The 26981-nt window shown below is 34.7% G+C and carries 20 protein-coding genes and 1 pseudogene; 8 read left to right on the top strand and 13 right to left on the bottom strand.

Translation table 11 applies throughout. The features are described from left to right. Genes ACFSC2_RS13410 through ACFSC2_RS13390 form a run of 5 tightly spaced genes read left to right on the top strand, consistent with a single transcriptional unit; the run spans window position 1 to window position 5663 of the window. The gene (locus tag ACFSC2_RS13410) at window positions 1-1242 is read left to right on the top strand and encodes an energy transducer TonB (RefSeq protein WP_379814922.1); all 1242 of its coding nucleotides are present in this window, start codon (window positions 1-3) and stop codon (window positions 1240-1242) included. Window positions 1243-1244: 2 nt separating this feature from the next. Further along, window positions 1245-2126 (top strand): hypothetical protein, encoded by an 882-nt coding sequence (locus ACFSC2_RS13405; protein ID WP_379814923.1) that lies wholly within the window; start codon window positions 1245-1247, stop codon window positions 2124-2126. Then, window positions 2123-2785, top strand: a complete 663-nt coding sequence (locus ACFSC2_RS13400; protein ID WP_379814924.1) for a hypothetical protein — start codon at window positions 2123-2125, stop codon at window positions 2783-2785. Before ACFSC2_RS13405 ends, ACFSC2_RS13400 begins: the two co-directional genes overlap by 4 nt. Before the next feature lie 53 nt (window positions 2786-2838). Next, complete coding sequence (locus ACFSC2_RS13395) at window positions 2839-4626, top strand: 1-deoxy-D-xylulose-5-phosphate synthase (protein ID WP_379814925.1); 1788 nt, start codon at window positions 2839-2841, stop codon at window positions 4624-4626. Between the two features lie 35 nt (window positions 4627-4661). Beyond that, on the top strand, window positions 4662-5663 hold the full coding sequence (locus ACFSC2_RS13390) for a DUF3078 domain-containing protein (protein WP_379814926.1): 1002 nt from the start codon (window positions 4662-4664) through the stop codon (window positions 5661-5663). A 77-nt stretch (window positions 5664-5740) separates the two neighbouring features. Here ACFSC2_RS13390 and ACFSC2_RS13385 read toward each other — a convergent pair whose 3' ends face one another. Next, window positions 5741-7090 carry a deoxyguanosinetriphosphate triphosphohydrolase gene (locus tag ACFSC2_RS13385; protein WP_379814927.1) on the bottom strand — a complete coding sequence of 450 codons (1350 nt, stop codon included), beginning with the start codon at window positions 7088-7090 and terminating at the stop codon, window positions 5741-5743. 103 nt (window positions 7091-7193) lie between these two features. On the opposite strand from ACFSC2_RS13385, the pseudogene ACFSC2_RS13380 reads away from it, so the two are divergent. Next, window positions 7194-7470, top strand: a pseudogene (locus ACFSC2_RS13380) (5-methyltetrahydropteroyltriglutamate--homocysteine S-methyltransferase); the annotation flags it as partial. 371 nt (window positions 7471-7841) lie between these two features. Here the strand turns inward: ACFSC2_RS13380 and ACFSC2_RS13375 are convergent. The 4 genes from ACFSC2_RS13375 to ACFSC2_RS13360 all read right to left on the bottom strand — a co-directional run bounded on the left by ACFSC2_RS13375 (window position 7842) and on the right by ACFSC2_RS13360 (window position 10580). Beyond that, window positions 7842-8432 carry an outer membrane beta-barrel protein gene (locus tag ACFSC2_RS13375; RefSeq protein WP_379814928.1) on the bottom strand — a complete coding sequence of 197 codons (591 nt, stop codon included), beginning with the start codon at window positions 8430-8432 and terminating at the stop codon, window positions 7842-7844. A gap of 17 nt (window positions 8433-8449) precedes the next feature. Then, entirely contained in the window at window positions 8450-9034 is a 585-nt protein-coding gene (locus ACFSC2_RS13370) for an outer membrane beta-barrel protein (RefSeq protein ID WP_379814929.1), read from the bottom strand. A 189-nt stretch (window positions 9035-9223) separates the two neighbouring features. After that, a complete protein-coding gene (locus ACFSC2_RS13365; RefSeq protein ID WP_379814930.1) occupies window positions 9224-9805 on the bottom strand; it encodes an outer membrane beta-barrel protein in 582 nt (193 codons plus the stop codon). Between the two features lie 196 nt (window positions 9806-10001). Further along, window positions 10002-10580 carry an outer membrane beta-barrel protein gene (locus tag ACFSC2_RS13360; RefSeq protein WP_379814931.1) on the bottom strand — a complete coding sequence of 193 codons (579 nt, stop codon included), beginning with the start codon at window positions 10578-10580 and terminating at the stop codon, window positions 10002-10004. A 147-nt stretch (window positions 10581-10727) separates the two neighbouring features. Here ACFSC2_RS13360 and gldA point away from each other — a divergent pair, with 147 nt between their 5' ends. Both gldA and ACFSC2_RS13350 read left to right on the top strand, forming a co-directional pair. Next, window positions 10728-11624, top strand: a complete 897-nt coding sequence (gene gldA, locus ACFSC2_RS13355) for a gliding motility-associated ABC transporter ATP-binding subunit GldA (protein ID WP_379814932.1) — start codon at window positions 10728-10730, stop codon at window positions 11622-11624. Between the two features lie 371 nt (window positions 11625-11995). Further along, window positions 11996-14113, top strand: a complete 2118-nt coding sequence (locus ACFSC2_RS13350) for a TonB-dependent receptor domain-containing protein (protein ID WP_379814933.1) — start codon at window positions 11996-11998, stop codon at window positions 14111-14113. An 88-nt stretch (window positions 14114-14201) separates the two neighbouring features. Here the strand turns inward: ACFSC2_RS13350 and ACFSC2_RS13345 are convergent, their stop codons facing one another. The 8 genes from ACFSC2_RS13345 to ACFSC2_RS13310 form a co-directional block, all read right to left on the bottom strand. Beyond that, window positions 14202-15611 carry a pyridoxal phosphate-dependent decarboxylase family protein gene (locus tag ACFSC2_RS13345; protein WP_379814934.1) on the bottom strand — a complete coding sequence of 470 codons (1410 nt, stop codon included), beginning with the start codon at window positions 15609-15611 and terminating at the stop codon, window positions 14202-14204. Window positions 15612-15676: 65 nt separating this feature from the next. Next, entirely contained in the window at window positions 15677-18745 is a 3069-nt protein-coding gene (locus ACFSC2_RS13340; protein WP_379814935.1) for a T9SS type B sorting domain-containing protein, read from the bottom strand. Between the two features lie 130 nt (window positions 18746-18875). After that, window positions 18876-20102 (bottom strand): dicarboxylate/amino acid:cation symporter, encoded by a 1227-nt coding sequence (locus ACFSC2_RS13335; RefSeq protein WP_379814936.1) that lies wholly within the window; start codon window positions 20100-20102, stop codon window positions 18876-18878. A gap of 79 nt (window positions 20103-20181) precedes the next feature. Then, on the bottom strand, window positions 20182-20850 hold the full coding sequence (locus ACFSC2_RS13330; protein ID WP_379814937.1) for a class I SAM-dependent methyltransferase: 669 nt from the start codon (window positions 20848-20850) through the stop codon (window positions 20182-20184). 371 nt (window positions 20851-21221) lie between these two features. Further along, entirely contained in the window at window positions 21222-22178 is a 957-nt protein-coding gene (gene metF / locus ACFSC2_RS13325) for a methylenetetrahydrofolate reductase [NAD(P)H] (protein ID WP_379814938.1), read from the bottom strand. A 162-nt stretch (window positions 22179-22340) separates the two neighbouring features. After that, complete coding sequence (gene metH / locus ACFSC2_RS13320) at window positions 22341-25016, bottom strand: methionine synthase (RefSeq protein WP_379814939.1); 2676 nt, start codon at window positions 25014-25016, stop codon at window positions 22341-22343. Between the two features lie 248 nt (window positions 25017-25264). Continuing rightward, complete coding sequence (locus ACFSC2_RS13315; RefSeq protein ID WP_379814940.1) at window positions 25265-25774, bottom strand: hypothetical protein; 510 nt, start codon at window positions 25772-25774, stop codon at window positions 25265-25267. A gap of 14 nt (window positions 25775-25788) precedes the next feature. Then, window positions 25789-26787, bottom strand: a complete 999-nt coding sequence (locus ACFSC2_RS13310; RefSeq protein ID WP_379814941.1) for a homocysteine S-methyltransferase family protein — start codon at window positions 26785-26787, stop codon at window positions 25789-25791. Window positions 26788-26981: the final 194 nt, after the last annotated feature.

The following is a 26981-nucleotide window of genomic DNA, read 5'->3' as shown; positions in this document are numbered from 1 at the left end:
ATGGAGAACTATCATAAAATCACAATTCCGGAGCCTTGTCACGAAGACTGGAACAAAATGACGCCAAAAGATAATGGAAGATTTTGTTTGAATTGTTCTAAAACAGTTGTTGATTTTACGTCGATGATGCCAGAAGAAATTCAGCATTTTTTCATCCAAAATCAGAATAAAAATGTTTGCGGCAGATTTAGAAAATCTCAATTAGACACAATTACCATTCAAATTCCGAGTCGGGTTTTGTATACACAAACAAATTATTACAGAATGTTTGTCTTGGCGTTGTTTGTATCAATGGGAACAACTTTATTCAGCTGTGCAGACAAAGACGGCAATAAAAACAAAATTGATAAAATCGAGATTGTTGATAATGCTTCGCAAAATGAAGACGATAATGAACCTGTTTCTTGGTGTTATGGACATGAGTTCGAATCTAAAAAGAGAACAGAAAAAACAGTAGAAGACAGTGATGTTCACGTTACAATGGGAGTACTTCTTCCGCCCAGACTTGATGAAAGAGGGCGTTTTCAATATCACATGGTATATAGTTCAGCCGATTTAGATGTTTTACCAGCTCCTGAAAACGGTATGGAAAGTTTCTATGATTTTTTTAATAAAGAATATGTCGCGCAAAACAAAACAGAAAAATTTCGAGGAGAAATATCTATCCTATTTGTTATAGAAGAAGATGGCAGTTTGAGTAATTTCAATATTGTCAAGAATACACCAAAAGATATAGGCGAAAAAGCGATCAACGTTTTGAAAAAAGCTCCGAATTGGATTCCTGGGAAATTAAATGGTCGTATTGTTCGATCATCTTATACTTTACAAATGACCCTTAAAAAAGACTCCGAAGATTATCATTCAATGGCAATTGGAGAAATAGCTCCCGTTGACGCAGGTCAAAAATCAGGAGATATCCCTATTGACTACGACGGTCTTTTTAACACATTTTCTCTCGATAAAATGCCAAATCCCGAAGGCGGCATTAATAAATTTTATTCTTTTGTGAATGCCAATTATATTATTCCGAAAAACATCAATCGTACAGGGAAAATATACCTAGCTTTTGTAGTAGAAAAAGATGGAACATTGAGTACTTTCAAAATCTTAAGAGACGCTGGACCAGGAACCGGAGAAGAAGCAATAAGGGTTTTAAAAATGAGTCCAAAATGGATTCCAGGAAAATTAAACAATCGTGCTGTGAGATCAAATATGACTTTGCCGATCTCATTTAAAAAGTAACAATGGAAATCAAATACAAAATCACAATTCCGAAACCTTGCCATGAAAACTGGGACGAAATGACTCCAAGAGAAAATGGTCGTTTCTGCATGAGTTGTTCTAAAACGGTTGTTGATTTTTCTACGATGAATCCTGAAGAAATTCGACATTATTTTACTGAACATCAGAATGAAAAAATTTGCGGAAGATTTAAAAAATCACAACTAGATACCATTACAATCCAAATTCCTGATCGCATTTTATATGCACAAACACAGTATTATAAAATGTTTTTATTGGCGCTGTTTATTTCTATGGGAACCACTTTATTTAGCTGTTCAGACAAAAATGGAAATAAAAAGAAAATTGATAAAATAGAAATTGTTGAAAATAAAAAATTAGAAGAAAGAATTGTTGAAAAAGAATTGTCAAAAGACAGTATTCCAATTCCGGTATTGCCGAAATCTATTCCTGTCAAATTTGTAAAACCACGTCCTATAGTTTGCGGAGAAGCTTTTATTGATAAAGACAATTCTTCCGCTAAAATAAAGGATCAAAATACAACTGCAAAGGATTCAATTGTAGAAGACGGTCTTTATGTTATGGGAGCATCAATTGAAACAAGTCCAGATTATCCTAGTGGCATTAACAATTTTTATCAATTTTTTGTCAGCGAATTTAAACTTCCAGAAGAAGCCGAAAATCCAAAAAGCAAGATTTTGATTAATTTTGTGATTGAAAAAGATGGTTCATTGTCGTCCTTTGAATTTCCAAAAGATATTGATCCAAAAATAAAATTAGAAATAACACGTGTCTTAAACTTATCGCCCAAATGGCAGTCTGGCACACAGAACGGAAAAAGAACAAGAACAAAATACAGTTTTCCAATAGCTATTCAATCATGAAAAAACAATGCAAAATAACCTTGACTAAAACTTGTCTTGGAAACTGCAATAAAATGTTTTTTACCCTATCGATAATGGTGATTGGGTTGCTTTTCTGTGGCTGTAACGGTAAAGAAGATAGAAAAAATATTGATGTTGAAGTTGTAAAAACAGCTGATACATCAACAACAAAAGTGACTGAAAGTAAAATTTCTAAAAGTGAAAACAACTCCAAAAATGATTCTACACTTTTATTAACAAAAGAATCAAACGAGACTGTGGTATTAGAAAAAAAGTTAAAAAAGAAAATAAAAACAGATTCAACAGCCGTTTCTTCTAAAGGATTACCTCCAAAAACCAAAGAAATAAATTCTCCTAATAAAGTAAGTGAAACTCCTAAAAATGCTGAATTCCCAGGCGGTATTGATCAATTTCATACTTTTTTTATGAAAGAATATAAAAAACCTGAAGGGATTTATTATTGGAAACTCAACTTCACACTTGCCTTTGCGGTTGAGAAAAACGGCAGTGTATCATTTCTAGAATGTTCGCCTGCTGTTGAAGAACCTTTGCAAAAAGAAATCATCAGAGTTTTAAATTTATGTCCTAAATGGCAGCCGGGCGAGGCGAATGGAAAAAAGACCAGGATGCAATATTCTGTACCCATTTTATTGAAATAAGACGTTTCAAAAGAAATTAAATTTAAAACCGTAAATTTGCTTTTTACCTTACAATGAAAAGCGATCTACTCTCCAACATAAAAAATCCCTCTGACTTACGTCTTTTAGAAGAGAAACAACTTCCGCAAGTCGCTCAGGAATTACGCGATTTTATTATTGATATTGTTTCTGTAAAAGAAGGTCATTTGGGCGCAAGTCTTGGCGTTGTAGAACTTACAATTGCTTTGCATTACGTTTTTAATACTCCTGAAGATTTATTGGTTTGGGATGTCGGACATCAAGCTTACGGACATAAAATCCTGACCGAAAGAAGAGAAAATTTTGATACCAACAGACAATTGGGTGGTATTTCTGGTTTTCCTAAAAGAAGTGAAAGTGTTTATGACACTTTTGGCGTTGGGCATTCTTCTACTTCAATTTCTGCCGCTTTAGGAATGGCAATTGCTTCTAAGCTCAAAGGAGATTTGAAAAAAGAACATGTTGCAGTTATCGGCGACGCGTCAATAGCGAGCGGAATGGCATTTGAAGGCTTAAATCATGCTGGAGTCACAGATGCTAATATTTTGGTTATTTTGAATGATAATGCTATTGGAATTGACCCAAGTGTCGGCGCTTTGAAACAATATCTTACCGCGGTTAAAAACGGAAAAAATCCTAGACAGAATAATATCATCAAATCGCTGAATTTTGATTATTCAGGTCCGATTGACGGACATGATTTTCCGTCATTAATCAAAGAATTAAAAAGGTTAAAAAAGACACAAGGTCCAAAGTTTCTTCATATTGTAACTACCAAAGGAAAAGGTCTTCAACAAGCCGAAGAAAATCAGGTGAAATACCATGCGCCTGGAAAATTTGATGCTTCAACGGGCGAAATTCATTTAAAATCTGAAGAAAATCTGCCTCCAAAATATCAGGATGTTTTTGGTTTAACTATTTTGGATTTAGCCAAAAAGAACAAAAAAATCATCGGAATCACTCCTGCAATGCCTTCTGGAAGTTCTCTTAAATTTATGATGGACGAAATTCCAGATCGTGCCTTTGATGTTGGTATTGCAGAACAGCACGCAGTAACACTTGCTGCGGGAATGGCAACTCAGGGAATGATTGTGTATTGCAACATTTATTCTACTTTTTTACAGCGCGCGTATGATCAAGTTATACATGATGTCGCTTTACAAAATCTTCCTGTTATTTTTTGCTTAGACCGCGCGGGATTGGTAGGTGAAGATGGTGCAACGCATCACGGTGTTTTTGATATTGCCTATTTGAGATCTATTCCTAATATGATGATTTATGCTCCAATAAATGAAATTGCACTGCAGAACATTCTGTACACCGTACAAACTGAATTAAATCATCCGATCGCAATACGTTATCCGAGAGGAAGAGGTGTTATCTCCGATTGGGAAGTAAAAAATTTCGGACACTACAAATTCATTGAGATTGGAAAGGCAAACTGTTTAAAAAACGGTACAAAAACAGCGATTTTATCAACAGGAACAATTGGAAATAATGTAACTTTGGCGCTTCAAGAATGTGCAAATTCTGAAACTATTGCCCATTATGATTTTCCATTCATAAAACCTTTAGATGTCCAACTATTACACGATATACTCTCCAATTTTGAAGATATCATTACTATAGAAGACGGTGTTGTAAACGGAGGTTTTGGCAGCGCAGTTTTAGAATTTGCCGCTTCACATAATTATAAAAGTAACATCAAAAATCTAGGCGTTCCAGACCATTTTATTGAGCATGGAACCGTAGATCAATTACAACAAATCTGTAAAATTGACGTTAAAAGTTTAATAAATCTTTTTTCTAACGGGGCAAAATAAGTATTTTGCGCCACCAAAATATTAAAATTACCATAATGAAATTATTGCGTTCTACCCTTTTGCTTTTATTGCTTTTGTGTACTTCTAATAACTTTGCCCAGATTATACAAACTACTTTGAGTCCCAATCAAGCGCCTAAACCGCCCTCGAACTGGATAAAGAAGAATCAGCTTGGCTTTGACATTTCCGAAATCGCTTTTGTCAATTGGAGTGCCGGGGGAACGAGTTCTATTTCCGGTTTATTTAAAGGTGAATTTAATAGAACCTACGCAAAAGATAATCATAAATGGGTAAACGAACTTATTGTAAAATATGGTTTAAATAAGCAAGACGGTATCGAATTACGAAAGACAGACGATGCGGTGCAATTTAACTCCACTTATGGTTTTAGAAAAGATACTGCTTCAAACTGGTATTATTCTTCAAAATTAAACTTCAATACACAATTTACAAACGGTTACAATTATCCAAACAGAGATATTGCCATTTCTAAGCCTTTTGCGCCAGCATACGTATTTCTGGGAGCAGGAGCTGAGAATTCGAATAAAGCAAAAAACAGAGTGTTTTATTTCTCTCCTATAACGTTAAAAACTACTTTGGTTCTAGACCAAGATTTAGCTAATCAAGGAGCATTTGGTGTTAAGAAAGCAGTTTATATGGCTGACCCGTTAAATCCTGATAGTCAAATCTTAGTTAGCGAAGGTCAGAAAGTAAAAGCCGAATTTGGTATTCTATTTACAGGATATATGAAAACCGAAATCTATAAAAACGTTTTCTATGAAAACAGATTAAGTCTCTATACCGACTACTTAAACCGATTTGGTAATGTCGATATCGATTATGACACCAAATTAGATCTGGTCGTTAATGCTTATGTAAAGGCAAATATCGGTGTGCATTTGGTCTATGACGACGATATTAAAACCAAAAAAGATGTTGTTGATCCAGTAACAGGAACAAAATCGCAAGTAAACGACGGCCCAAAAATGCAGTTAAGACAAGTTTTGGGAGTTGGTCTGGTATATGCTTTTCAATAACTAAACTTATAAATCAAATAAAAAAGCCTTTTAAAATTTATGGATTTTAAAAGGCTTTTTTGTCAGCAATATAGAAATTAATTTTTCTTTCTTCCGTTAATCGTTTCAAACAATTCTAAGGCATTTCCATCTGTTAAAAGCGAAACATAATGACAGATATGCAATAAACGATCGTATAAATTGGTTTTATCTAAATGATGTTTTTCTGGCAGCATTTTTAAGATCAATTTATCATAGTTAGAAGCCGTTCCTTCATATTTATTGTTAAATGCTGTAATAAACTTATCCAACAGCGTTTGAATAATTTGATAACCTACAATTTCTTTCTCCACAACTTCACGGCTTTGATAGATTTTATCCACGCTTAGCTTGATAATATCATCTATTTGTGCTTTGTATTTGCTTTTATCGGTTAAAGCATAAGGAAATTGTCCCGCCAAAATGGTTTCTTCATTTTCAATAAAAACATCTACAGCATCATTAATCAAAGTTCCGATTGCCAAAGCTCTCAAGTAACTAATACGATCTTCTTTGGTCAGCAGTTTATGGTACTTATCTTTCCAAGAGTGACTGTCTTTTACCAGATTAATCAAATATTCTAAGGCATAATCCTCAGATACCAAACCAAGATTAATTCCGTCTTCAAAATCAATAATGGTATAACAGATATCATCTGCTGCTTCTACTAAATAAGCCAGCGGATGTCTTTCAAAACCAATATCTTCTCCCGATTTATTAGCAATCATTCCCATATCTTCAGCGACTTCTTCAAAAAATGATTTGTCTGACTGAAAGAAACCGTATTTTTTATCAGCGATATTATTGGTTGGCTTTTTCGGAAGACTTTCTTTTGGGTATTTCATAAAAGCACCCAAAGTTGCATACGAAATACGAAGTCCGCCTTCAATTCCGGGACGGCTTGCGGTAAGAACCGAAAAACCGTTGGCATTTCCTTCAAAATCAATCAAATCCTGCCATTCTTTAGCGGTAAGCTGCTCTTTATATTTTTGTCCTTTTCCAATAGAAAAATATTCTCCTATCGCTTTTTCACCAGAATGTCCAAAAGGCGGATTTCCAATGTCGTGCGCCAAAGAAGCGGCCGCAACAATAGCTCCAAAATCATTCATATGATAACCGTGAACTTCTTTTAAATACGGATATTTTTCAATAATTTTTTTTCCAACTAAACGTCCAAGCGAACGTCCTACAACAGAAACTTCCAAACTGTGCGTTAAACGCGTATGTACGAAATCTGTTTTAGAAAGCGGAATTACCTGAGTTTTATCCTGAAGGCTTCTAAAAGCAGCCGAAAAGATAATTCGATCATAATCTACTTCAAATCCTAAACGGGTGTCATCTTGTTCTGCACGTAATCTTTTGCTTGTGTCGCCTTGTCGTTTTAGTGATAAAAGTTGTTCCCAGTTCATTTTTTAATTTTAGATTTTTGTTCCGATAATTATCGGGATAGATTATAGATTGATTCCCGAAGCTACAAAAATACGTTTTATTTTAAGGATTTCATATTCTAAAACTCCAACGTGTTACAGCGAGTTTAACGACATTATTCAGAATATTGCCGATAAGGATGCCAACGTGATTACAATTGAGTGTTCTGGTTCGCAAATGGAACTTTTAGATGCTTTTACCAACTTAAATATCCAAACGAAATTGGACCTGGAAATCAGCTTTGGGTAAATCCAGACTGCGTTTAAAAACGCGTCATTGGGACGAAACCAAAAAAGCTATGATAGAAATGGTAGCTGCACCACAAGAAATGAGAGCAGCAGTTGAGACTTCTGTAAATTAAGAGTTTTACTAGAATATTTTTGTTTTTTTATGCCAGTGAGCTGCGCCGAAAATTAGTTATAATTTAGTTTCGGCACCGCTCGCTGGCATTAATTTTTTAAAGTTTACAAAGGATAAATGAAACTATAAATCCTAAAACAAACCATATAACTTTGGTGACAATGTTCTCTCTATTTACTTCTTCTTTTTCAATATTTCTAATTTTCATGGCACTTTGATTTTAATATTTTGGATAGGCAAAATTATGACGAACTAAACGACAAAATAGACTGTAAAAGTTATTTAAATATCGCAATAAGATTTTTTTTACTATAAATCCTTGTTATTAAAAAGCACTCCAAGTGGAGTGCTTTTAAAATATAAACCTTAAGATTAGAAGTTTTTAGAAATACCGACAGAAAATGCTTGTCCTAAAGTAAAATTAAATGATTTTGCTTTAGAACTTTCTCCTGAAGCTCCATCATAATTCATGACATTATAATTTAACCCTCCTATATTAAAATTTAAACCAAGACCTTTATATACATCAATAAAAATCGCTGGTGTAATAGATGCATAAATTCCGTCATAATCAAAATAATATCTGTCAGAATTAATGGTGTTTATCTCTTTTCTATTTTGGTAACCAACACCCAAATCAGCATACGCCGAAAAAGTTTGATTTAAAGGTTTCGTATAACGCAAAAAACCGCCAAAAGAATAAACTCTATCTTTGCGCCCAGTGTCATAGATAAAATCCTGTTTAACCCTTGTAAAATTTGCCTCCACACCTGCTGTCCAATTTTCATGAAATTGGTAACCAAGTTTTGGCTGAAAAATAATTGTATTTTGTTTATCATCTCCATTCGTGCTAGAAGTATTTTGAGAATAATAACTTATACTTCCCATAACTAAAACAGATCCTTTTTGAGCGTTTGCACAGCTAAAAATAACCAATGCAAGAAGAACTAATATTTTTTTCATTTTATGTCTGTTTTAGATTAAAAATTCTTTGAAATACCTATAGAAAATGATCGTCCTAAAGTAAAACTAAAGTTTTTATCCTCCCTTTCATTATTATCAAAACTCAAAGCATTATACCCTAATCCACCAATATTAAAGTTCAAACCAAACCCTTTATGCACATTAATAAATAGGGCTGGCGTAACATTAACATACATTCCATTTCCTTTTTCTTCATAATCTGGAGCCAAAGGATAATTTCTTGTCTCTTTTCTAGTTAAATAACCAAGCCCTAAGTCTGTATAAAATGAAAATGTCTCATTTAAAGGCTTAGAATAACGAACAAATCCTCCTACAGAGAAATTTGTAGTTTTCTGTACTCCAGATGTATAATTTTCATATTTGTAAGATCCTGCACTAGCTTCTATACCCGCTGTCCAATTTTCGTGAAATTGATATCCGACCTTGGGTGAAAAACCAAAAGAATTTTGCGTGGTATCCCCCGCATCATAAGAGGTTTTCTGAGAATTGTAATCAATACTTCCCATTACTAAAACAGATCCTTTTTGAGCATTTGCATAACTACACATAGCTATTGCAACAATAAGTAACATTCTTTTCATAATTTTTGTATATAAATTTCTTACTTACTGCTTCACAACAACAATGCCGCTATTTTTAATTATTCTAAGGTTTATTTTTAAAAAACTGAATTTCAAATGTTTAATTCTAAAATATTTTAGAGTTGAATTCTTTAAGCATAAAAAGCACTCCGATTTGGAGTGCTTTCCTTAAAATGAAAAAGTAAAATTTTAAAAGTTTTTCGAGATTCCTATGTTTATCGTTTTTCCAAAATTAAAATAGAACGATTTTACATCCGCATCTGTAGCATCATAACTCATTGTTTCGTATCCTAAACCGCCGATACTAAAGTTTAATCCAAAGCCTTTTTTCATATTAATAAAAAGAGCTGGCGTTATTCCTGCGTACAAACCATCTCCTTTACCTTCTGATGTTAGCACTCCATTTTCATAAATCTTATCCTTTTGGTTTTGGAAACCAGCTCCGAGATCTGCAAAAACAGAAAAAGTCTCGCTCAATGGCACTGTATATCTTACAAATGCTCCAGCTTTAAAATTAGTAGCTTTTCCTTCGCCTTCTTCAATAGTACTTTTTGAAGACACTAAAGAAAATTCTGCTCCAACTGTCCAATTATCATGAAATTGATATCCCACTTTTGGAGAAAATTGAAAGGTAGTGTTTTTCGATGGTGCCATTTCTCGTTCAATTTTGTTAGAAGAATAACCAATGTTTCCGCCCACTAAAATTGTTCCTTTTTGAGCATTTGCAAAGCCAAATACTGACAATGCAAGAATAAGTAGCATTTTTTTCATATGTTATATTTATTAAGATTTCACATACAATGAGCAACAAAAATACCAAGATAAACAAGCAATGCTTTTATTAACAATTAATTAAAAACAACCATAGTTTGGAGTATCAGAAATTAAAAAAATAAAAATAAATTGTTATCATAAAAAAAAGCACTCCGATTGGAGTGCTTTCTGAAATTGAATATAAAAACTAAGATTAGAAGTTTTTAGAGATTCCAATGTTAAATGTCTGACCGAAGTTAAAGTTGAATCTTTTAACATCTGGACCATTATTATCATAGCTTAATGTATCATATCCTAAACCTCCAATGCTGAAGTTTAAACCGAAACCTTTTTGCATGTTAATAAAAAGAGCAGGAACTACACCAATGTACATTCCGTCTGCTTTATATTTTGAGTATGCTGCTCCAATATAATCTTTCTCAGTACGGTTTTGAAAACCAGCTCCTAAATCAGCGAATACAGCAAAAGTCTGGCTTAATGGCATTGTATAACGTACAAATGCTCCAAATCTAGAAGTATTTGTTTTGTATTCGTTTGCTCCTTGATCATCTTTTGACGAAGCAACAGTGAATTCACCCCCAACAGTCCAGTTATCATGAAATTGGTAACCTACTTTTGGAGAAAAGCTAAATTCGTTTGATTTTGTTTCACTAAAACGAGAATCAGTAGTTTCAGAAGTGTATCCAATGTTACCACCTACTAAAATTGTTCCTTTTTGTGCGTTTGCAAAACTGCAGATAGCTAAAGCAGCCATCACTAAAATCTTTTTCATTTGGTTATTTTTTTTAAATTTAAGTTTCCTTTAACAACAACAATGCCGTGAATGGCGGACTCGTTAAAATTTTTAAGAAATTCTTTAGAATACAAAATGTAGCAATCCAAACTATTTCTGTTTACTTTTGTAGCAAATAAAAAGTCCATGTCGATAGAAGTAAACAACATATCAAAAAGTTACGGAACACAAAAAGCATTAAATTCAATTTCATTTTCAATTCAGAAAGGAGAAATTGTCGGATTTCTTGGTCCAAACGGAGCTGGAAAATCTACTTTAATGAAAATTTTGACCACTTATTTATTGGCAGATGATGGCACAGCCCTTGTAAATGGCCACGATGTCATGACAAACGCTAAAGAAGTACAACGATCAATTGGGTACTTACCAGAGCATAATCCGTTGTATTTGGATTTGTATGTTCGTGAGTATTTGGCTTTTAATGCCGACGTATATTCTGTGCCAAAATCAAGAATTGAGGAAGTTATCGAACTGACAGGACTGACACCAGAAAGCCATAAAAAGATCGGACAATTGTCTAAAGGATACCGCCAGCGTGTGGGACTTGCAAATGCTTTGCTTCATAATCCAGATGTTTTGATTTTGGATGAACCGACTACTGGTCTGGATCCTAATCAGTTAATGGAAATTAGAAACGTGATCAAAAATGCGGGTAAAAATAAAACGGTTTTTTTATCAACACACATCATGCAGGAAGTTGAAGCAATTTGTGATCGTGTCATAATTATTGACAAAGGACAGATTGTTGCCGACAATAAGTTAGATCATTTAGTGACAACAGACAAAGAGCAAGTGATTGAAGTTGAGTTTGATTACAAGGTTGAAGAACAGCTTTTGGCTAAGCTGAAAAACATTTCTTCGTATGTCAACACGCATGACATGACTTGGGAATTGACTTTTATTACAGAAAAAGATATGCGTCCCGCTATTTTTGACTTTGCAAACGAAAACGGATTAAAAACGTTGCAATTAAATCAAAAAAATAAAAACCTAGAAGCTGTATTTAGAGAAATTACTAAATAAATTAGGTTAACTTTTAAGTAAGAATCGGCTTGTTTTTCTATAAAACAAGTCGATTCTTTGTTTTTAATAAATTCTACTTTCTCCTATTTATCAATGCCTTAGCATTAAACTTTAAAAAATAAAATTTATTTTTATTTAGACTTATTATAAATAGTTATATATTTGGCATCAGAATTTAAAATGCCACAATATGTTATCTATACTCCTTTCAATAAAAAAAACAATTTCAGCTGTTTCAATTCACGCATTTAATCTTCAAAACAAAATTTTTGATAAACTAGAAGAAATTGTACTGCAATAATTCTAATTCAAAAAAATAGTAAAGATTATTTCTAAATCGAAAAATTTAGAGCATTGCCAAATTGAACAACATGAAAAATATTATAACCTCCATAATGTTTGCTTTTTCAGCTTATGGATACGCACAAACCGAAAAAGAAAAAGACAGTATCGTTGAAACTTCAATTAATGTTTTGGACGAAATTGTTATTGCTAAAAAGAAAGTTTTATACACTCAAAAATCAGATCGTCTAGTGTTTAATGTAGAAAATAGTATAGTTTCTGAAGGTGGAACGGCTCTTGACGTTTTATCGCGTGCGCCAGGCGTGGTGGTTTCGCAAGACGGAAATCTTTCTATTAGAGGACAGCAAGGTGTGAGTGTTATGATTAATGGAAAATTAACACAGCTTTCGCAGAAAGAACTAGCCAACTATTTAAAATCGACGACCTCATCAAACATCAAACAGATTGAAGTGATTACAAATCCGTCTTCTAAATTTGATGCAGCTGGAAAAGCGGGGATTATCAATATTATATTAAAAAAACCAAACTCTTCAGGCTTAAAAGGGACTGCTTTTGCAAGCTACGGACGCGGCAGAAAAAACAGAACCAATTCTGGCTTTAATTTAAATTATAATAAAGATAAATGGGGCTTTTTTGGAAATTACAGCTATACTTTTCGTGGTGAAGAAGAACATAAAGAATTCAACCAGACGCAGTTTACAGATGTTTCACGTCAGGAAATTGCAACTAAAAATCATCAGACTTCAATTACCGATGAACCTTTAACTTCGAACAATTTTAAAATTGGAACGCAGTACGAGGTTTCGCCAAAAACCAATTTAGAGTTTTACGTTGACGCCAAAATCGGACGTTATGAAAACTTCGCAAATGGTACAAATAGGGTTACAGACAATTCAAATCTGTCTCTTTTTGATGCTTTGACCTACAATTCCAGCAAAGAAAATTGGAATGATTATACCTATGCTTTTTCAGGGGTTCATAAATTTAATACCGAAGGAAAAAACATGACTTTTGATTTTGAATATGAAACTTCAAAATTTAGATCGAATCAATTTCAAAGTGCCGACAATATTGCAAACGCTGCCGTCATAAATGATCGCCGTGGTTTTATTCCGTCACAGTTAAAGGTTTTTACAGGAAAAATCGATTTTGTGAATCCATTTAAAGAAAAACAATCTATCGAATGGGGTTTTAAAACAAGTATTAAAAACAATGATAATCCTTCTGTTTATGAGTTTAATGAAAACAATCAATGGCAGATTGACCCGAATTCGACCAATCATTTTGAGTACAATGAACAGATTTATGCTGGATACATTAATTATAAATATCAATTAGAAAAGCTGAATATTCAGGGTGGTTTACGATCTGAGTATACTGCTATTGATATTGATCAGAAAACTTTAAATGAAAAACATAAAGATGATTATTTAAAATGGTTTCCGAGTCTTTCTTTAAAATATGAATTTACAAGTAATCATTCTGCGCATGCTTCTTATAGTAAAAGAATCAACAGACCAAGTCAGTTTGATTTGAATCCGTTTCGCTTTTATGATGATTCTTTTAACTATTCGCAGGGAAATCCAAACTTGATTCCTGAGATTACTCATGCTGCAGAAATTGGTTATGCATGGAAGAGTGTTTTTATGGCTTCTGTTTATTTTAACAGCACAAAAGATGTTTTCACAGAAGTGTACAACTATAATCCAGACACGAATACGACAGTTACAACGCAAATAAATGTTGACAAATCATACAATTACGGAGTGAATATAACGAATAGCTCTGAGCTTAATAAATGGTGGTCTATCAATACTTTATTCAATGTTTTTGAAAATAAATTTATGGGCAATGTTTTGAATAGTTCTACAATTGACCCAATTGTAACGGTGAATCTGAATGTGCAAAATTCGTTTACGATAACTGAAACTTTAAAAGCGGAAGCGAATGCTAATTTTCAATCAAAATCAAATCTGGGAATTTATCAGCGTGATGCTTTCTTTGATTTCAGCGTTGGAATTTCTAAGCAGGTTTTGGCTAAGAAAGGAAATATCAAACTCAATTTTACAGATATTTTCAATACTAATAATTTCTACATCAAATCGGTAGTGGGACAAACTGCTATTGATAAAAAATATGAGCTCGATAATCGAATTGCAACGATTGCATTTACTTATCGAATCTAAAAATTCGTTCTTTATAATACCTTGTTTTTTGTTTTTTTTTGTGTTAGTTAAGAGCCTGTTTCCTTCAAAACAGGCTCTTGTATTTTAGTTATATTTCTAAATCGAGAAGCGTTTCTTTCATTTCTTCAATAACAATTTTAATATCATTTTCAGTTGTTCTCCAATTTACAAAAGACGCTCTAATTCCTTTTTTGTTTTGATACACAGTCGGCGTCATAAATACGTTGCCACGTTCGTTTAAGGCAAATAAAAACGAAGACACTTTTTCCTGATTGTGATCTCCTTTTAAAGTAAAACAAACATTATTTAAACGAATTGGCGCTAATAATTCAAACGAATCTTGCTCGATTAAAGCGTTTCCAAAATGCAGGGCTAAAGAAGTACTTTTTTCAACAAGATCGCAGAATCCTTCTTTTCCATACGCTAGAAGCGAAAACCAAACCGGCAAGGCTCTCAAACGTCTTGAATTTTCGGGAAGGAAATTTAAATAATTAAAGTTCTCTAAGGGATTTCCCAAGTAAGGCGCGTTCGAATTCTGAAATGTTTCGATCTGCAGATTTACATGTTCTTTATTAATTAAATAAAAAGCGCTTTCGTAAGGCACGTTCAGCCATTTATGACAGTCGATCGTAATGCTGTCTGCTCCTTCCCAGCCTTCTACCAGATGTTGGTATTTTTCTGAGACTGCTGCAAAACCGCCAAATGCAGCATCGATATGCCACCAGAATTTATATTTTCCCTTAAGTTTTGATATTGCTTTAAAATCATCAAAATCGGCTGTATTTACCGTTGCAGCACTTGAAATTAAGATAAAAGGTTTTCCGTTTAAAGCTTCAATATTTTTCTCTAAATCCTGAATATCGATTGCTTCGCGATTACCTTCTATTGTTTTAACCAAAGTAAAATTATGACTTCCGATTCCGAGCATCGAAAGTGATTTTACTGAAGAAGAATGTGGTGTAGCCGTAAAAATATTGATCTTTTCTGAGATTCCGTTTTTAGCGAAATCTTTCCCAAATTGTGCTCCCAACCATTGTCTGGCAACTCCCAGTGAAGTAAAATTAGACATTGTTGCACCGGTTACAAATCCGCCTAGAAAAGTATCTGGTAAATTTAATAACTGCAGCAAAAGATTAATAGTTTCAAATTCAATTAAAGCAGAGTTTCCGCCCTGCCCGTTTATTCCTTGAGCATTCTGATCATAAACTGATGCAAGCCAATCGCCGACAATAGAAGCCGGTGTTGATCCTCCGGTAACAAATCCCCAATATCTTGGTCCTGGAGATGATACCATTAAGGGCGCTAATCTTTCATTAAATTCTCTAAGAGTTTCGACAGATCCTAAACCTGTTTCGTTTAAGCTTCTTTTTGCCTCAATTTTATAGGTAGTCGATGTTGGAACATTTTCTAGATTATTTAAAAAATCAATTCCCTGCTGTTTTGCTTGTTCTAATATATTTTCGAAATCGTGTAAATCTTGATGTAGTACTGAATTCATTTGTTGTATTTATTTGAACCCGAATTTAAGAAATAATACGCATTCATTTAAAAACAACCATGACTTTATCTTTTCATACTAAAATGACCTTTATACACTTTTCCGTTTGCTCGAGTGACAACAAACCAATAATCTGAAGATGGCAGATTGTAACCATTAAGAGTTCCGTCCCAAGTCGTGTAAGCATTTAATTCTTTGATCAATTTACCATATCGATCAAAGATTTTTGTATTGATAGAAGGTTCTGTTTCAGAGAAAATTATTCCCCAAGTATCGTTAAATCCATCTGCATTTGGTGTAAAAAACTTTGGATAATTTAATAGAAAAACTTCTTGATTTACTGTTCCGCAGCCGTTTTTATCCCGAACATAAACAACATAATCTCCAGTTGTTAAACCCGAAAAAGTAGTGCTGTCTTGATAATTAATTCCGTCAATCGAATATTCATAATTGCCCAGACTGCTGTCTGATAATTCAACAACGATTACATTTTCGGTATCACTCCAATCTTTTACAGCAAGATTCTTAATTGTCGCGCTGTTAGAAAGTTTTACCTGAAATTCTTTTGTTGAAGAACAAATCGCATTTCCATGATTTTGAGTAACTGTCACCGAATATTTACCAGCTTCTGTAATAGTAATCGATTCTGCAGTTTCTCCTGTTGACCATACATAACTATCGAAACCCAACCCGGCATGAACTTCAACCGCTGCATTTTCGCATAATGATACAACATCTGAAATCGCAATTACTGGCACGTTTACAAGTGTTAAATGCAACTCGGCAACTTGATAACATTTATCATTAGAATCAATTCGCACATAAATAATAGTAGTTCCTATCGCTAAATTATAACTCGAAAAATTGTTTATTTCTTCACTTACAGTTTGATTTTCTGCTCCAGACAAACTTGTAAAATAAGTAAAAGTACAAGAACTGCAAGTTGCTATTGATGCATTATAAGAGGTAAGATCTATTGTTTCAGATCCATCGTTTAATTCATCACAAACATTCGAAGTCACATTCTGAATGGCAAGACTTGGAGCAACAATCGTAACTTTAACAGCCAATCTATTTACACTTTCGCAGCCATTCAAAGTTTGAGATGCATAATAGGTTTTTCCATCAATCAAGCTTTCTGTCGAAACCAAAACGTTTCCATTTATTGCATTATCATACCAAACAACATTTGTTCCTGTGGCTTCTAGATTAGAAATTGCAGGTTTCTGACTCGTACAAAAGTTTTGTTCTAAATTACCCGTCGGCGCAATTGTATTTTGAATATTGATAACGACAGGAATTCTTTCGCTTTCGCAAACGGAAACAGTCTGCGAAGCATAATAGGTTTTGTTTTCTAAAATTGTGGCATTAGATACTAAATTTCCATTTACTGCATCATCATACCATTTAATCTTATTTCCGTTTATACTTATATCACTTAAAGTCGCATTTTGCTGAACACAGAAAGTTTGAGGTGTTTGAGCTGTTGGAAGCGGTTCTGTATTGACATACGATTGTATTGCTACTTCTTTTGCTGCAAGAGATATACAGCCAAGAGTGTTTTTTAAAAGTATATTATAATTTCCGGGAAGTAAATTGTTTTTTGAATTGGATGTTGTCCATGTTGCGCCGTTATCAAAACTATAAGAAGCTTCAATATCTGAAACTGCTATTGTTCCTGCAGCAATTAAACAATCGGGCTGTGTAACAGAAACTGTTGGAGTCGGCGGATAACCAGGCGGCATTAATATCGAAACTAATGCTGCAGAAGTTTCACAATTTGAGCTGTTTCTGGTTTTTATTAAATAATCTCCCGCTTCTAGTCCAGATTTACTATTAGTAAGAGACCATGTTGTACCGTTATCAAAACTATATTCATAATCTAAACTTGCAATCGTTATGGTTCCTAATGGATTAGAACAAATTACAGGCTGCATTACGGAATAAGTAGGAGTTGCATTTGAAGTTGCAATACTATTAATATGCGCTACCAAAGGATTAGAAGCACAACTCGAAGCTAATTTGGCCGTTATATTGTAATCTCCACCTGCCAATCCAGAAAAAATACCCGAAGATTGATAGTTCACTCCGTCGATACTGTAAGTTGTATTTGCGTTTGTGGTAATATTTATTGTTCCAGTTGGCACATCGCATGTTGGCTGCACAGTAGTGAAAGATGGAGCAATGGTGCTTTCGTCTACTTTAAAAGTAATGCTATTAGAAACAACCCTACAAGAAGCTGAAGAAATATTAGCATTTTGAGCTGCCGCAATGCGATACAAATATGTGCCTACTGTTGTATTTGGAATAAAAGAATAGCTTAGTGCATTTGCTCCAGAAATATCTGTCCAAGTTGTTCCGTTATTTGAACTAACCTGCCACTGATAAGCCGGATTGGAATATCCCGAAGAAACATCTCCTGTTAATGTATAACTCTGAGAATCTCCCTGACAAATCGTTAAACTTGTATTGGTATTGTTTTGAATTGTTGAAGTTACTGTTGGTCCGCAAGCTCTAAAGGTTATGTCGTCTAAAGCAATATCATTTCCCGGTGCAGCACCCGCTTTGTTATTTCGCATTCTAATTACTACCGTCGAAATTCCTGCAGGTGTGGTGAAATAAAAACCATATTGTTTCCAAACAGCACTAGAATTTAAGGCAATGTCGCCTGTATTATAAGTCCCTAAAATTGTACCTGTTGTAGACTCGATCGTAAAAGTAATATTGGGTGGACTTGTATCGTTTGATCGCAATAAATTCATAATCCAAGCTGCAAACTCATAAGTTGTATCTGGACAAAGATCTGTAACGGTATTTTTATAAAAATAATCAGTTGTAGAAAGGCTGGCGTTTACGACCATCATATAACCACCTCCGGTATGATCTGTAGTTGTCCACCATGTATTTGGAGTATTGGTTGCTTTTTCTATGGTATAAGAACCATCATTTGGGAAATCTGCTGTTGTGTAGGTGTAACTTGTAATTCCAGTTCCCAAAGCGGTTCCGTGGGAAGAAGTTCCTGTACCAAAATCGATTTTAACTACAGCGTCGCCTAAACTTCCTGTGCACAACTGAGCGTGCACATGGAAGCAGACAACGAATAAACCTAAAACAAAAAGAGTTTTACTTCTCAAAATAAAAAACATTTTTACTTTGTAAAACTACTGTTTAATAAGTCATTACATTAAACTTTTATACTAAGTGAAGTAAACAATCGATGTATCTAAAAGTCTTATCTACCAATGTATTATTTGATATCGAATTCTATTCCCATTTTGTCTTTTCAGAGAATCTCGAAACCACCATTGAAGCTATTACATCGCCATTTGCATTTAATAAAGTGGCAATTGGATCAACTAAGGTTCCTAAAATCATCGCAACTGGAAGCGCCTGTTCCATTGGAAAACCATAAACCGTAATAGCTAAAACTTCGCCAATATAACCTCCATTTGGAATACCGCCTTCGACTATAGAAACAATAACTGTTATGCCTAAAGCCAAAAGAATTGTTGAAGGTTCGGTAAAATCTTTTCCAAACATGGCAAATAGAAAAGTAATTTTTAAGATGGATGACATACTAGAACCGTCTTTATGTAAAGGTGCTCCAAGCGGAATAACAAGATTTCGGACGTGAGACGGAATTCCCATTTTTTGTGCTGCGTCTAGATTTGCAGGAATTGTGGCAATACTGCTGCAAGTTCCAACTGCGGTTAAAGATGGCGTAATATTATTGCTCCAAAAGACTTTGAAAGCACGTTTTCCGCCCGCAACAATCGCATATAAACTAAAAAAGGTAAAGAAATAGAAAACACAGGCTGCGTAATAAACCGCCATAGGCTTTGCATAAACACCAAACAACTGCGGTCCGAAAATACCAACTTGATAAGCAAAATAAGCTCCCAGACCAATTGGTGCCAATTTCATTATTATATTTAAAAGCTGTTTCATTACTTCGTTTCCGGAATCCAGAAAACTCTTGAAAGCGTTTCCTTTTTCTCCCGATTGTAATGTGGCAAAACCAATTAAAAAAGAAAAAATAATCAGCGCGAGCATACTTTTTCGTGACAATAATTCGAAGAAATCATTTGCAGTAAGCAGTTTGGCAATTTGATCTCCCGCCGATCCAGATTCTACATTCTCAAACGGAATTTTTGCAATTGCAATATTTTCATGAATTGGAAAAAGATATACAGCAAAAATCATTACAATTGCCGATATTAAAATCGTCGCCAGAAAAACCACTATCATGATAAAGAATAGTTTTCCAAGTTTTTCTGTCCGTTCCAGATTCGCAATCGAAGAACCAATTGTAAAAAAGATAAGCGGAATAATCGCTGTAAAAAGTAAATTCAGGAAAATATCTCCGAGCGGTTTTATCACCAAAACTTTTTCGCCAAAAACCAATCCGAAAATACTACCGATAATGATACCGCCAAGAAGTAATAAAATACTGCTGTAACTTTGTAGAAAGTTGATCTTTTTTACTTCCATATTTTTTTAAAGTATTACAATTGAAAAACTAATAGGAAACAATGAAGTACTAAAAGTTTGCTGAAATTAATGCAACAACTTAAAATGATTTAAATGACTTTTCTAATACAAATGTTGTAAAAGATCTGTCAACCAATTCACCTGTTTTGCTTTTTACCTTTTCTGTCTGTGTTTCGGTATAAATGATTTTAAAATCCGATTTTCCAATTAAATCCTGCGCTTTTTGAGTGCTGTAAAGTTCAAAATCAAATTGCGTAAACGGCAGTTTTTTCATGAAATCTTCTTCTGCAAAAGTCAGACAGAAGTTTCCATTTGGTTTTAAAACGCGATAAATTTCTGCAAGTAATTCTTCTGGTCGCTGCCAAAAATAAATGGTATTTACTGTGAATACTTTATCGAAAAATTCATCTTCAAACGGAATTTTATTGCCGTCATAAAGAGAAAAGAAAGCCTGTTTTTGAGAAACAAAATTTCGGTTGATCTGGCGTGCTTCCTGAAACATCAGTTCCGACATTTCAAGTCCGTAATATTTGAGGTCTTTTCCTTGTTCGAATAAAAATTCAACGTGTCCCGCGTTTCCGTGACCTAATTCCAGAATTTTATTTTCCTTCGAAATATTTAGATTTTGGATAGAATGTTTGGTCATATTGATGTTCGTTTCGTTCATCATATTACCCATTTCAATTCCTTTTTCGCCTGAAGGATTTTTCAATTGTGAGGCTATGGCTTGTAATTCTTCTTTTTCCATGGTATGAAATTTTAAACTTCTAAATTAAACAATATCTTAATTCAAATTCCAAATTTTGAAAATCCAAATTCCAAATTTTACAGTATTCTTGTCATTTCGACTGAAAGGAGACCCGAGCGATAGCGAACTGGCGAAGCAAATCGCACTAGAAATTCCGCAAAGCATATTTTCAATCTTTGTCGAATCCCGAGTGCGATTTCTCCTTCGTCGAAATGACAAACTGTGTGTTTTAAAACTAGAAAAATTAAAACCCATTGAATATTACCATTAAGGCATTAAGAGAATTAAGCTAAGCTTTATGACCTAGTTCTAATAATAAAAAGAAAATTAAGCCTTGACTTTATGAACTTAATATCTTAATGGTAAAAAAATTAAAAAACCTGACTAGCAATCTGACGAATATTCTCAGATTTACCCATTGAATAATAATGTAAAAACGGAACTCCAGCCGCTTTTAATTCTAATGACTGCTGAATCGCCCACTCGATTCCGACTTGTTTGATTTCAGCGTTATTTTTGCATTTGTCAACAGCATCGATTAAATCTTCTGGCAAATCGATTCTGAAGATTTGTGGCAATACTTGTAAATGTCTTTGAACCGCAATTGGCTTAATTCCAGGAATAATCGGAATTGTGATTCCCATTTCTCTTGCTTTTTCTACGAAAGCAAAATATTTTGAGTTATCGAAGAACATCTGCGTAACTACATAATCAGCTCCGGCATCCACTTTTTCTTTCAATCTTTTTAAATCTGATTGTAAAGAAGGAGATTCTAAGTGTTTCTCTGGATAACCTGCAACACCAATACAGAAATCTGCTTTGTTATCCGCATCCATCACTTCATGCAGATATTTTCCGCAATTTAAATCGTTGATTTGTTTCACCAAATCAACTGCATAATGATTTCCTCCCGCTTTTGGCACAAAAGATTGTTCGTCTTTCATGGCATCTCCGCGAAGCGCCATTACATTATTGATTCCTAAATAATGACAATCAACCAGCATGTATTCGGTTTCTTCTTTAGTAAAACCACCGCAAAGCAAATGCGGTACAGTGTCAACATTGTATTTATGTTTTATAGAAGCGCAGATTCCAAGCGTTCCCGGACGCATACGAGTCAATTTTTTATCTAAAAGTCCGTTGCCTTTATCAATATAAATGTACTCTTCGCGAGAAGTTGTCACATCAATAAACGGCGGATTAAATTCCATTAACGGATCAATATTATCGTATAATTCCTGAATGCTTTTCCCCTTTTGAGGCGGAATAATTTCAAATGAGAATAATGTTTTTCCTTTGGCGTTTTCTATATGTTCTGTTACTTTCATTTTAAGTCTTAAAGTTGTAAAGTCGAAAGTCGAAAGTCTTTCCTTTCGGACTTTATGACTTTGACTTTAAACTAATTAGTTTGCTATATTACGATTCAACTAGTTCTAAAGTCTTATGTCTTTCCTTTCGGACTTTAAGACTTTCGACTTTATGACTAATTTTTAATCTGCTATATTAGGATTCAACCATTTCATGGCGTAATCCAGCGGTACATTTCGGCGTTTGGCGTAATCTGTAACCTGATCTTCTTTTATTTTTCCGAGACCGAAATATTTGCTTTTCGGATTTCCAAAATAATATCCTGAAACCGATGAAGCCGGCCACATTGCCATACTTTCAGTTAGTTTCACTCCTATTTGTTTTTCTACATCTAAAAGCTTCCAGATCGTTGGTTTCTCTAAGTGATCTGGACAAGCTGGATAACCCGGAGCGGGACGGATTCCTTTATAAGATTCTTTAATCAATTCTTCGTTGGTCAAAGCTTCTTCTGAATCGTAACCCCAGAAATCTTTACGTACTCTCTCGTGAAGATATTCGGCGAAAGCCTCTGCAAAACGATCGGCAAGCGCCTTAACCATAATCGAATTATAATCGTCAAGGTTTTTCTCGTATTCTGCAGCCCATTCGTCAACTCCAAAACCTGTTGTTACACAGAATGCGCCCATATAATCGGTGATTCCGCTTTCTTTTGGAGCGATAAAATCGGCTAAAGCAATGTTTGGAGCACCTTTTGTTTTTTGTCCCTGCACACGAAGCGTTAAGAATTTTTCTAACACTTTTCCGTTTTCATCACGCAATTCGATATCATCGTCGTCTATCTGATTGGCAGGGAAAATTCCGAAAATACCTTTTGCTTTTAGTTTTTTCTCTTCCAAAATTACTTTCAGCATCGCCTGAGCGTCTGCAAAAACAGAAGTCGCTTGTTCGCCCACAACCTCGTCTGTTAAAATTGCTGGATATTTCCCATACAATTCCCAAGTTTGAAAAAACGGCGTCCAGTCGATATATGGCACCAAAACATCCAATTCAACTTCGACAATTTGTGCGCCTATCTTTTTAGGTTTGGTTGGAGTGTATTCATTCCAATCCAATTGTAATTTATTTTTACGAGCCTCTTCAATCGTCAAGAAGTTTTTATCTCTCGAACGATTTAGAAACGTTTCCCTAAAAGAATCGTATTCTGCACGAATATCTGCTGCATATATTTTTCGGTTATGATCTAACAGATTTCCTGCAACAGTAACGGCTCTAGAAGCATCGTTTACATGAATTACAGTTTCTCTGTATTGAGGCGCAATTTTCACGGCGGTGTGCGCGCGCGAAGTCGTTGCCCCACCAATCATAATCGGGATTTTAATATCTTGTTTGTCTAATTCTTTAGCCAAATACACCATTTCGTCGAGCGAAGGAGTGATCAATCCGCTTAATCCGATAATATCAACTTCATGTTCGATTGCCGCTGCAATGATTTTTTCCGGAGGAACCATTACTCCTAAATCTACAATCTCGTAATTGTTACAAGCCAAAACTACCGAAACAATATTTTTTCCAATATCGTGAACGTCTCCTTTTACGGTTGCCATCAGGATTTTACCATTTCCTTGTTTGTCTCCGGCTTGTTTACTTGCTTCAATAAACGGCAATAAATAAGCAACCGCTTTTTTCATTACACGTGCCGATTTAACTACCTGAGGCAAGAACATTTTTCCGCTTCCGAATAAATCTCCTACGACATTCATTCCGGCCATTAAATTGATTTCGATAACTTCAATTGGTTTTGTTGCTGCTAAACGCGCTTCTTCTACATCTTCTTCAATAAAAGCATCAATTCCTTTTACCAATGAATGCGTAATACGCTCCTGAACCGATCCTAAACGCCATTCCTGAACGGCTTTTTCGTCGCTTTTTACTTCGCCTTTTACATTTTCTGCAAAATCTAAAAGTCTTTCTGTAGCATCGTCACGTCTATCTAAAATTACGTCTTCAACGTGTTCTAATAAGTCTTTTGGAATATCATCGTAAATCGTCAACATCTCCGGATTCACGATTCCCATCGTCATCCCTTCTTTAATGGCATGGTATAAAAACACCGAGTGCATCGCTTCACGAACCACGTCATTTCCTCTAAAAGAAAACGAAACGTTACTAACACCACCGCTAATATGTGCGTGCGGCAAATTCTCGCGAACCCATTTCGTTCCTCTAAAAAAGTCCAAAGCGTTTAAGCGGTGTTCTTCCATTCCCGTTGCAACCGGGAAAATATTCAAATCGAAAATAATATCTTGTGGAGGGAAACCTACTTTGTTCACCAAAATATCATACGAACGCGCACAAATTTCTACACGACGATCGTAATTATCAGCCTGACCTACTTCGTCAAATGCCATAACAATAGCAGCTGCTCCGTAACGTTTGATTAATTTAGCATGATGAATAAACGCTTCTTCTCCTTCTTTTAACGAAATCGAGTTTACAACACTTTTTCCTTGTACTACTTTCAGACCTGCTTCGATGATTTCCCATTTCGAACTGTCGATCATAATCGGCACTCTCGAAATATCTGGTTCTGCAGCAATTAAATTTAGGAATTTGGTCATGGCATTTACGCCGTCCAACATTCCTTCATCCATATTAATATCGATGATTTGTGCTCCTCCTTCTACCTGCTGTCTTGCAATATCAAGTGCCTCGTCATACTTCTCTTCCTTGATTAAGCGCAGGAATTTTCGCGAACCTGTTACATTCGTACGCTCCCCAACGTTCACAAAAACGCTTTCCGGCGTAATAATCAAAGGTTCTAATCCTGATAATACAAGGTCTCTTCTTTTTTCAGTCATTTTTTTTTAAAGTTACTGAGATTCTAAGATGCTTAGATTCTGAGTTTTTTTATTCTTTTATTTCTCTCCTGCAAGGTTTTCAAAACCTTGTAGGTATTTTATGTTTATTATTTTGGGCGTGTTTCGCCGCGGCGAACCGGGCTATCCGTTACAAGTCCTCGACCAATTCCGTTTCACTACATTGGTCTGTGAGCTTTTCACTTCTATCCCTCACGCAGATTCGGTTTCATAATTATATTCTGAATCAACTACTCATAAAAATAATCCGACTTTGGCATTTTCTTTACTTGTTCTTTTTTATATAAAACTTCCCAAATCTTGTTATATAATTCTAAAAACGGCTTCGCTTTTTCATCATTTTTATTACTTGTAAAACCGGTATTATAACTTACAAGTTTATTTTTGCCATTTGCTTTAATTAATATACTTTGTAAAAAACTGGGACTTCTGATTACAATGTTTTTCTTATCAGTTGATTCAAATTTTGTTGGCATTTCAAAAAATTTGATTTTCAAAATGAGCGAATATATCTTCTCCTTTTCGTCCTTTGTTAATTTTACTTTTATTACTTTTTCTTCTTTGACATATTTTCTATGAAAATTATTATTCTGAGAATTATAATAATCATTTCCTCCATCTTCAATTACAAAATAAAAATCTGTCGGTATTTCTTCTTTAACTGTCAATAAAGGTTTTTTACTGAAACCAAATAAGCCGAAAAGTACAAACCCAATTATTATTACTTTCAATTGCTTCATTGTATAGAATTTTACTAAGTCAACACAGGCGCTACTCTCGGCTTATAATCCTTCGCAACTTCCGCCATTAATCGAATATGATCCGGAGTTGTACCACAACAACCTCCAATAATATTGATTAAATTATCTTCTAAATATTCTCTAATGAATACCTGAGTCTGTTCTGGTGTTTCATCGTATTGTCCGAAAGCGTTTGGCAATCCCGCATTTGGGTGTGCCGAAACATTGAATTGCGTGTTGTGCGCTAATGTTTTTAAATATGGTTTCAATAAATCGGCTCCTAAAGCACAGTTGAAACCAACGCTTAATAAAGGAATATGTGAAACGGAAATCAAAAACGCTTCAACTGTCTGCCCAGAAAGTGTTCTTCCTGAAGCATCCGTAATCGTTCCTGAAACCATGATTGGCACATCGATATTGCGTTCGTCTTTTACTTCTTCAATGGCGAAAAGTGCCGCTTTTGCGTTTAGTGTGTCGAAAATCGTTTCTACTAAAAGTAAATCGCAACCTCCGTCTAACAAAGCTTCTACTTGTTGTTTGTACGCGATTCGTAAATCGTCAAACGTTACAGCTCTGTAACCTGGATCGTTTACATCTGGTGACATACTTGCCGTACGGTTTGTCGGTCCTATTGAGCCGGCTACAAAACGTGGTTTATTTGGATTTTTTGCTGTGAATTCGTCTGCAACTTCTCTTGCAATTTTTGCCGATTCGTAGTTTAATTCGTAAACCAGATCTTCCATGAAATAATCGGCCATACCGATTGTAGTTCCTGAGAATGTATTGGTTTCGACAATATCTGCTCCGGCTTCGTAATATGCTGCGTGAACGGCACGAATTGCCTGCGGTTGTGTTAGTGATAATAAATCGTTATTTCCTTTTAACGGATGTGGAAAATCTTTGAAACGTTCGCCACGAAAATCTTCTTCTGAGAAGTTGTAACGTTGTAACATGGTTCCCATTGCTCCGTCAAGGATTAGGATTCTTTCTTTTATTGCTTGTTGTATTGACATTTCTCTTTTCTTTAAGCTACTAAGATGCTAAGGTTCTGAGTTGCTAAGTTTTTTATAATTCTTATTTAAACCCGACAGGTTTTGAAAACCTGTCGGGTTTAAGCTTCGATGTTTTTTTACATTGATTCCAAAAGTGCATTATTGCTGGCTCATTAGCCCCGATTGAAGCAAATATCCTTTTATTCTGGGGTTCA

Origin of the sequence: Flavobacterium artemisiae (assembly GCF_042678225.1) — a bacterium.
In the GTDB taxonomy this organism is placed as follows: Bacteria; Bacteroidota; Bacteroidia; order Flavobacteriales; family Flavobacteriaceae; genus Flavobacterium; species Flavobacterium artemisiae.
Note: the sequence above shows the minus strand (reverse complement) of the source record. Positions and strands in the feature narration are given on the sequence as shown.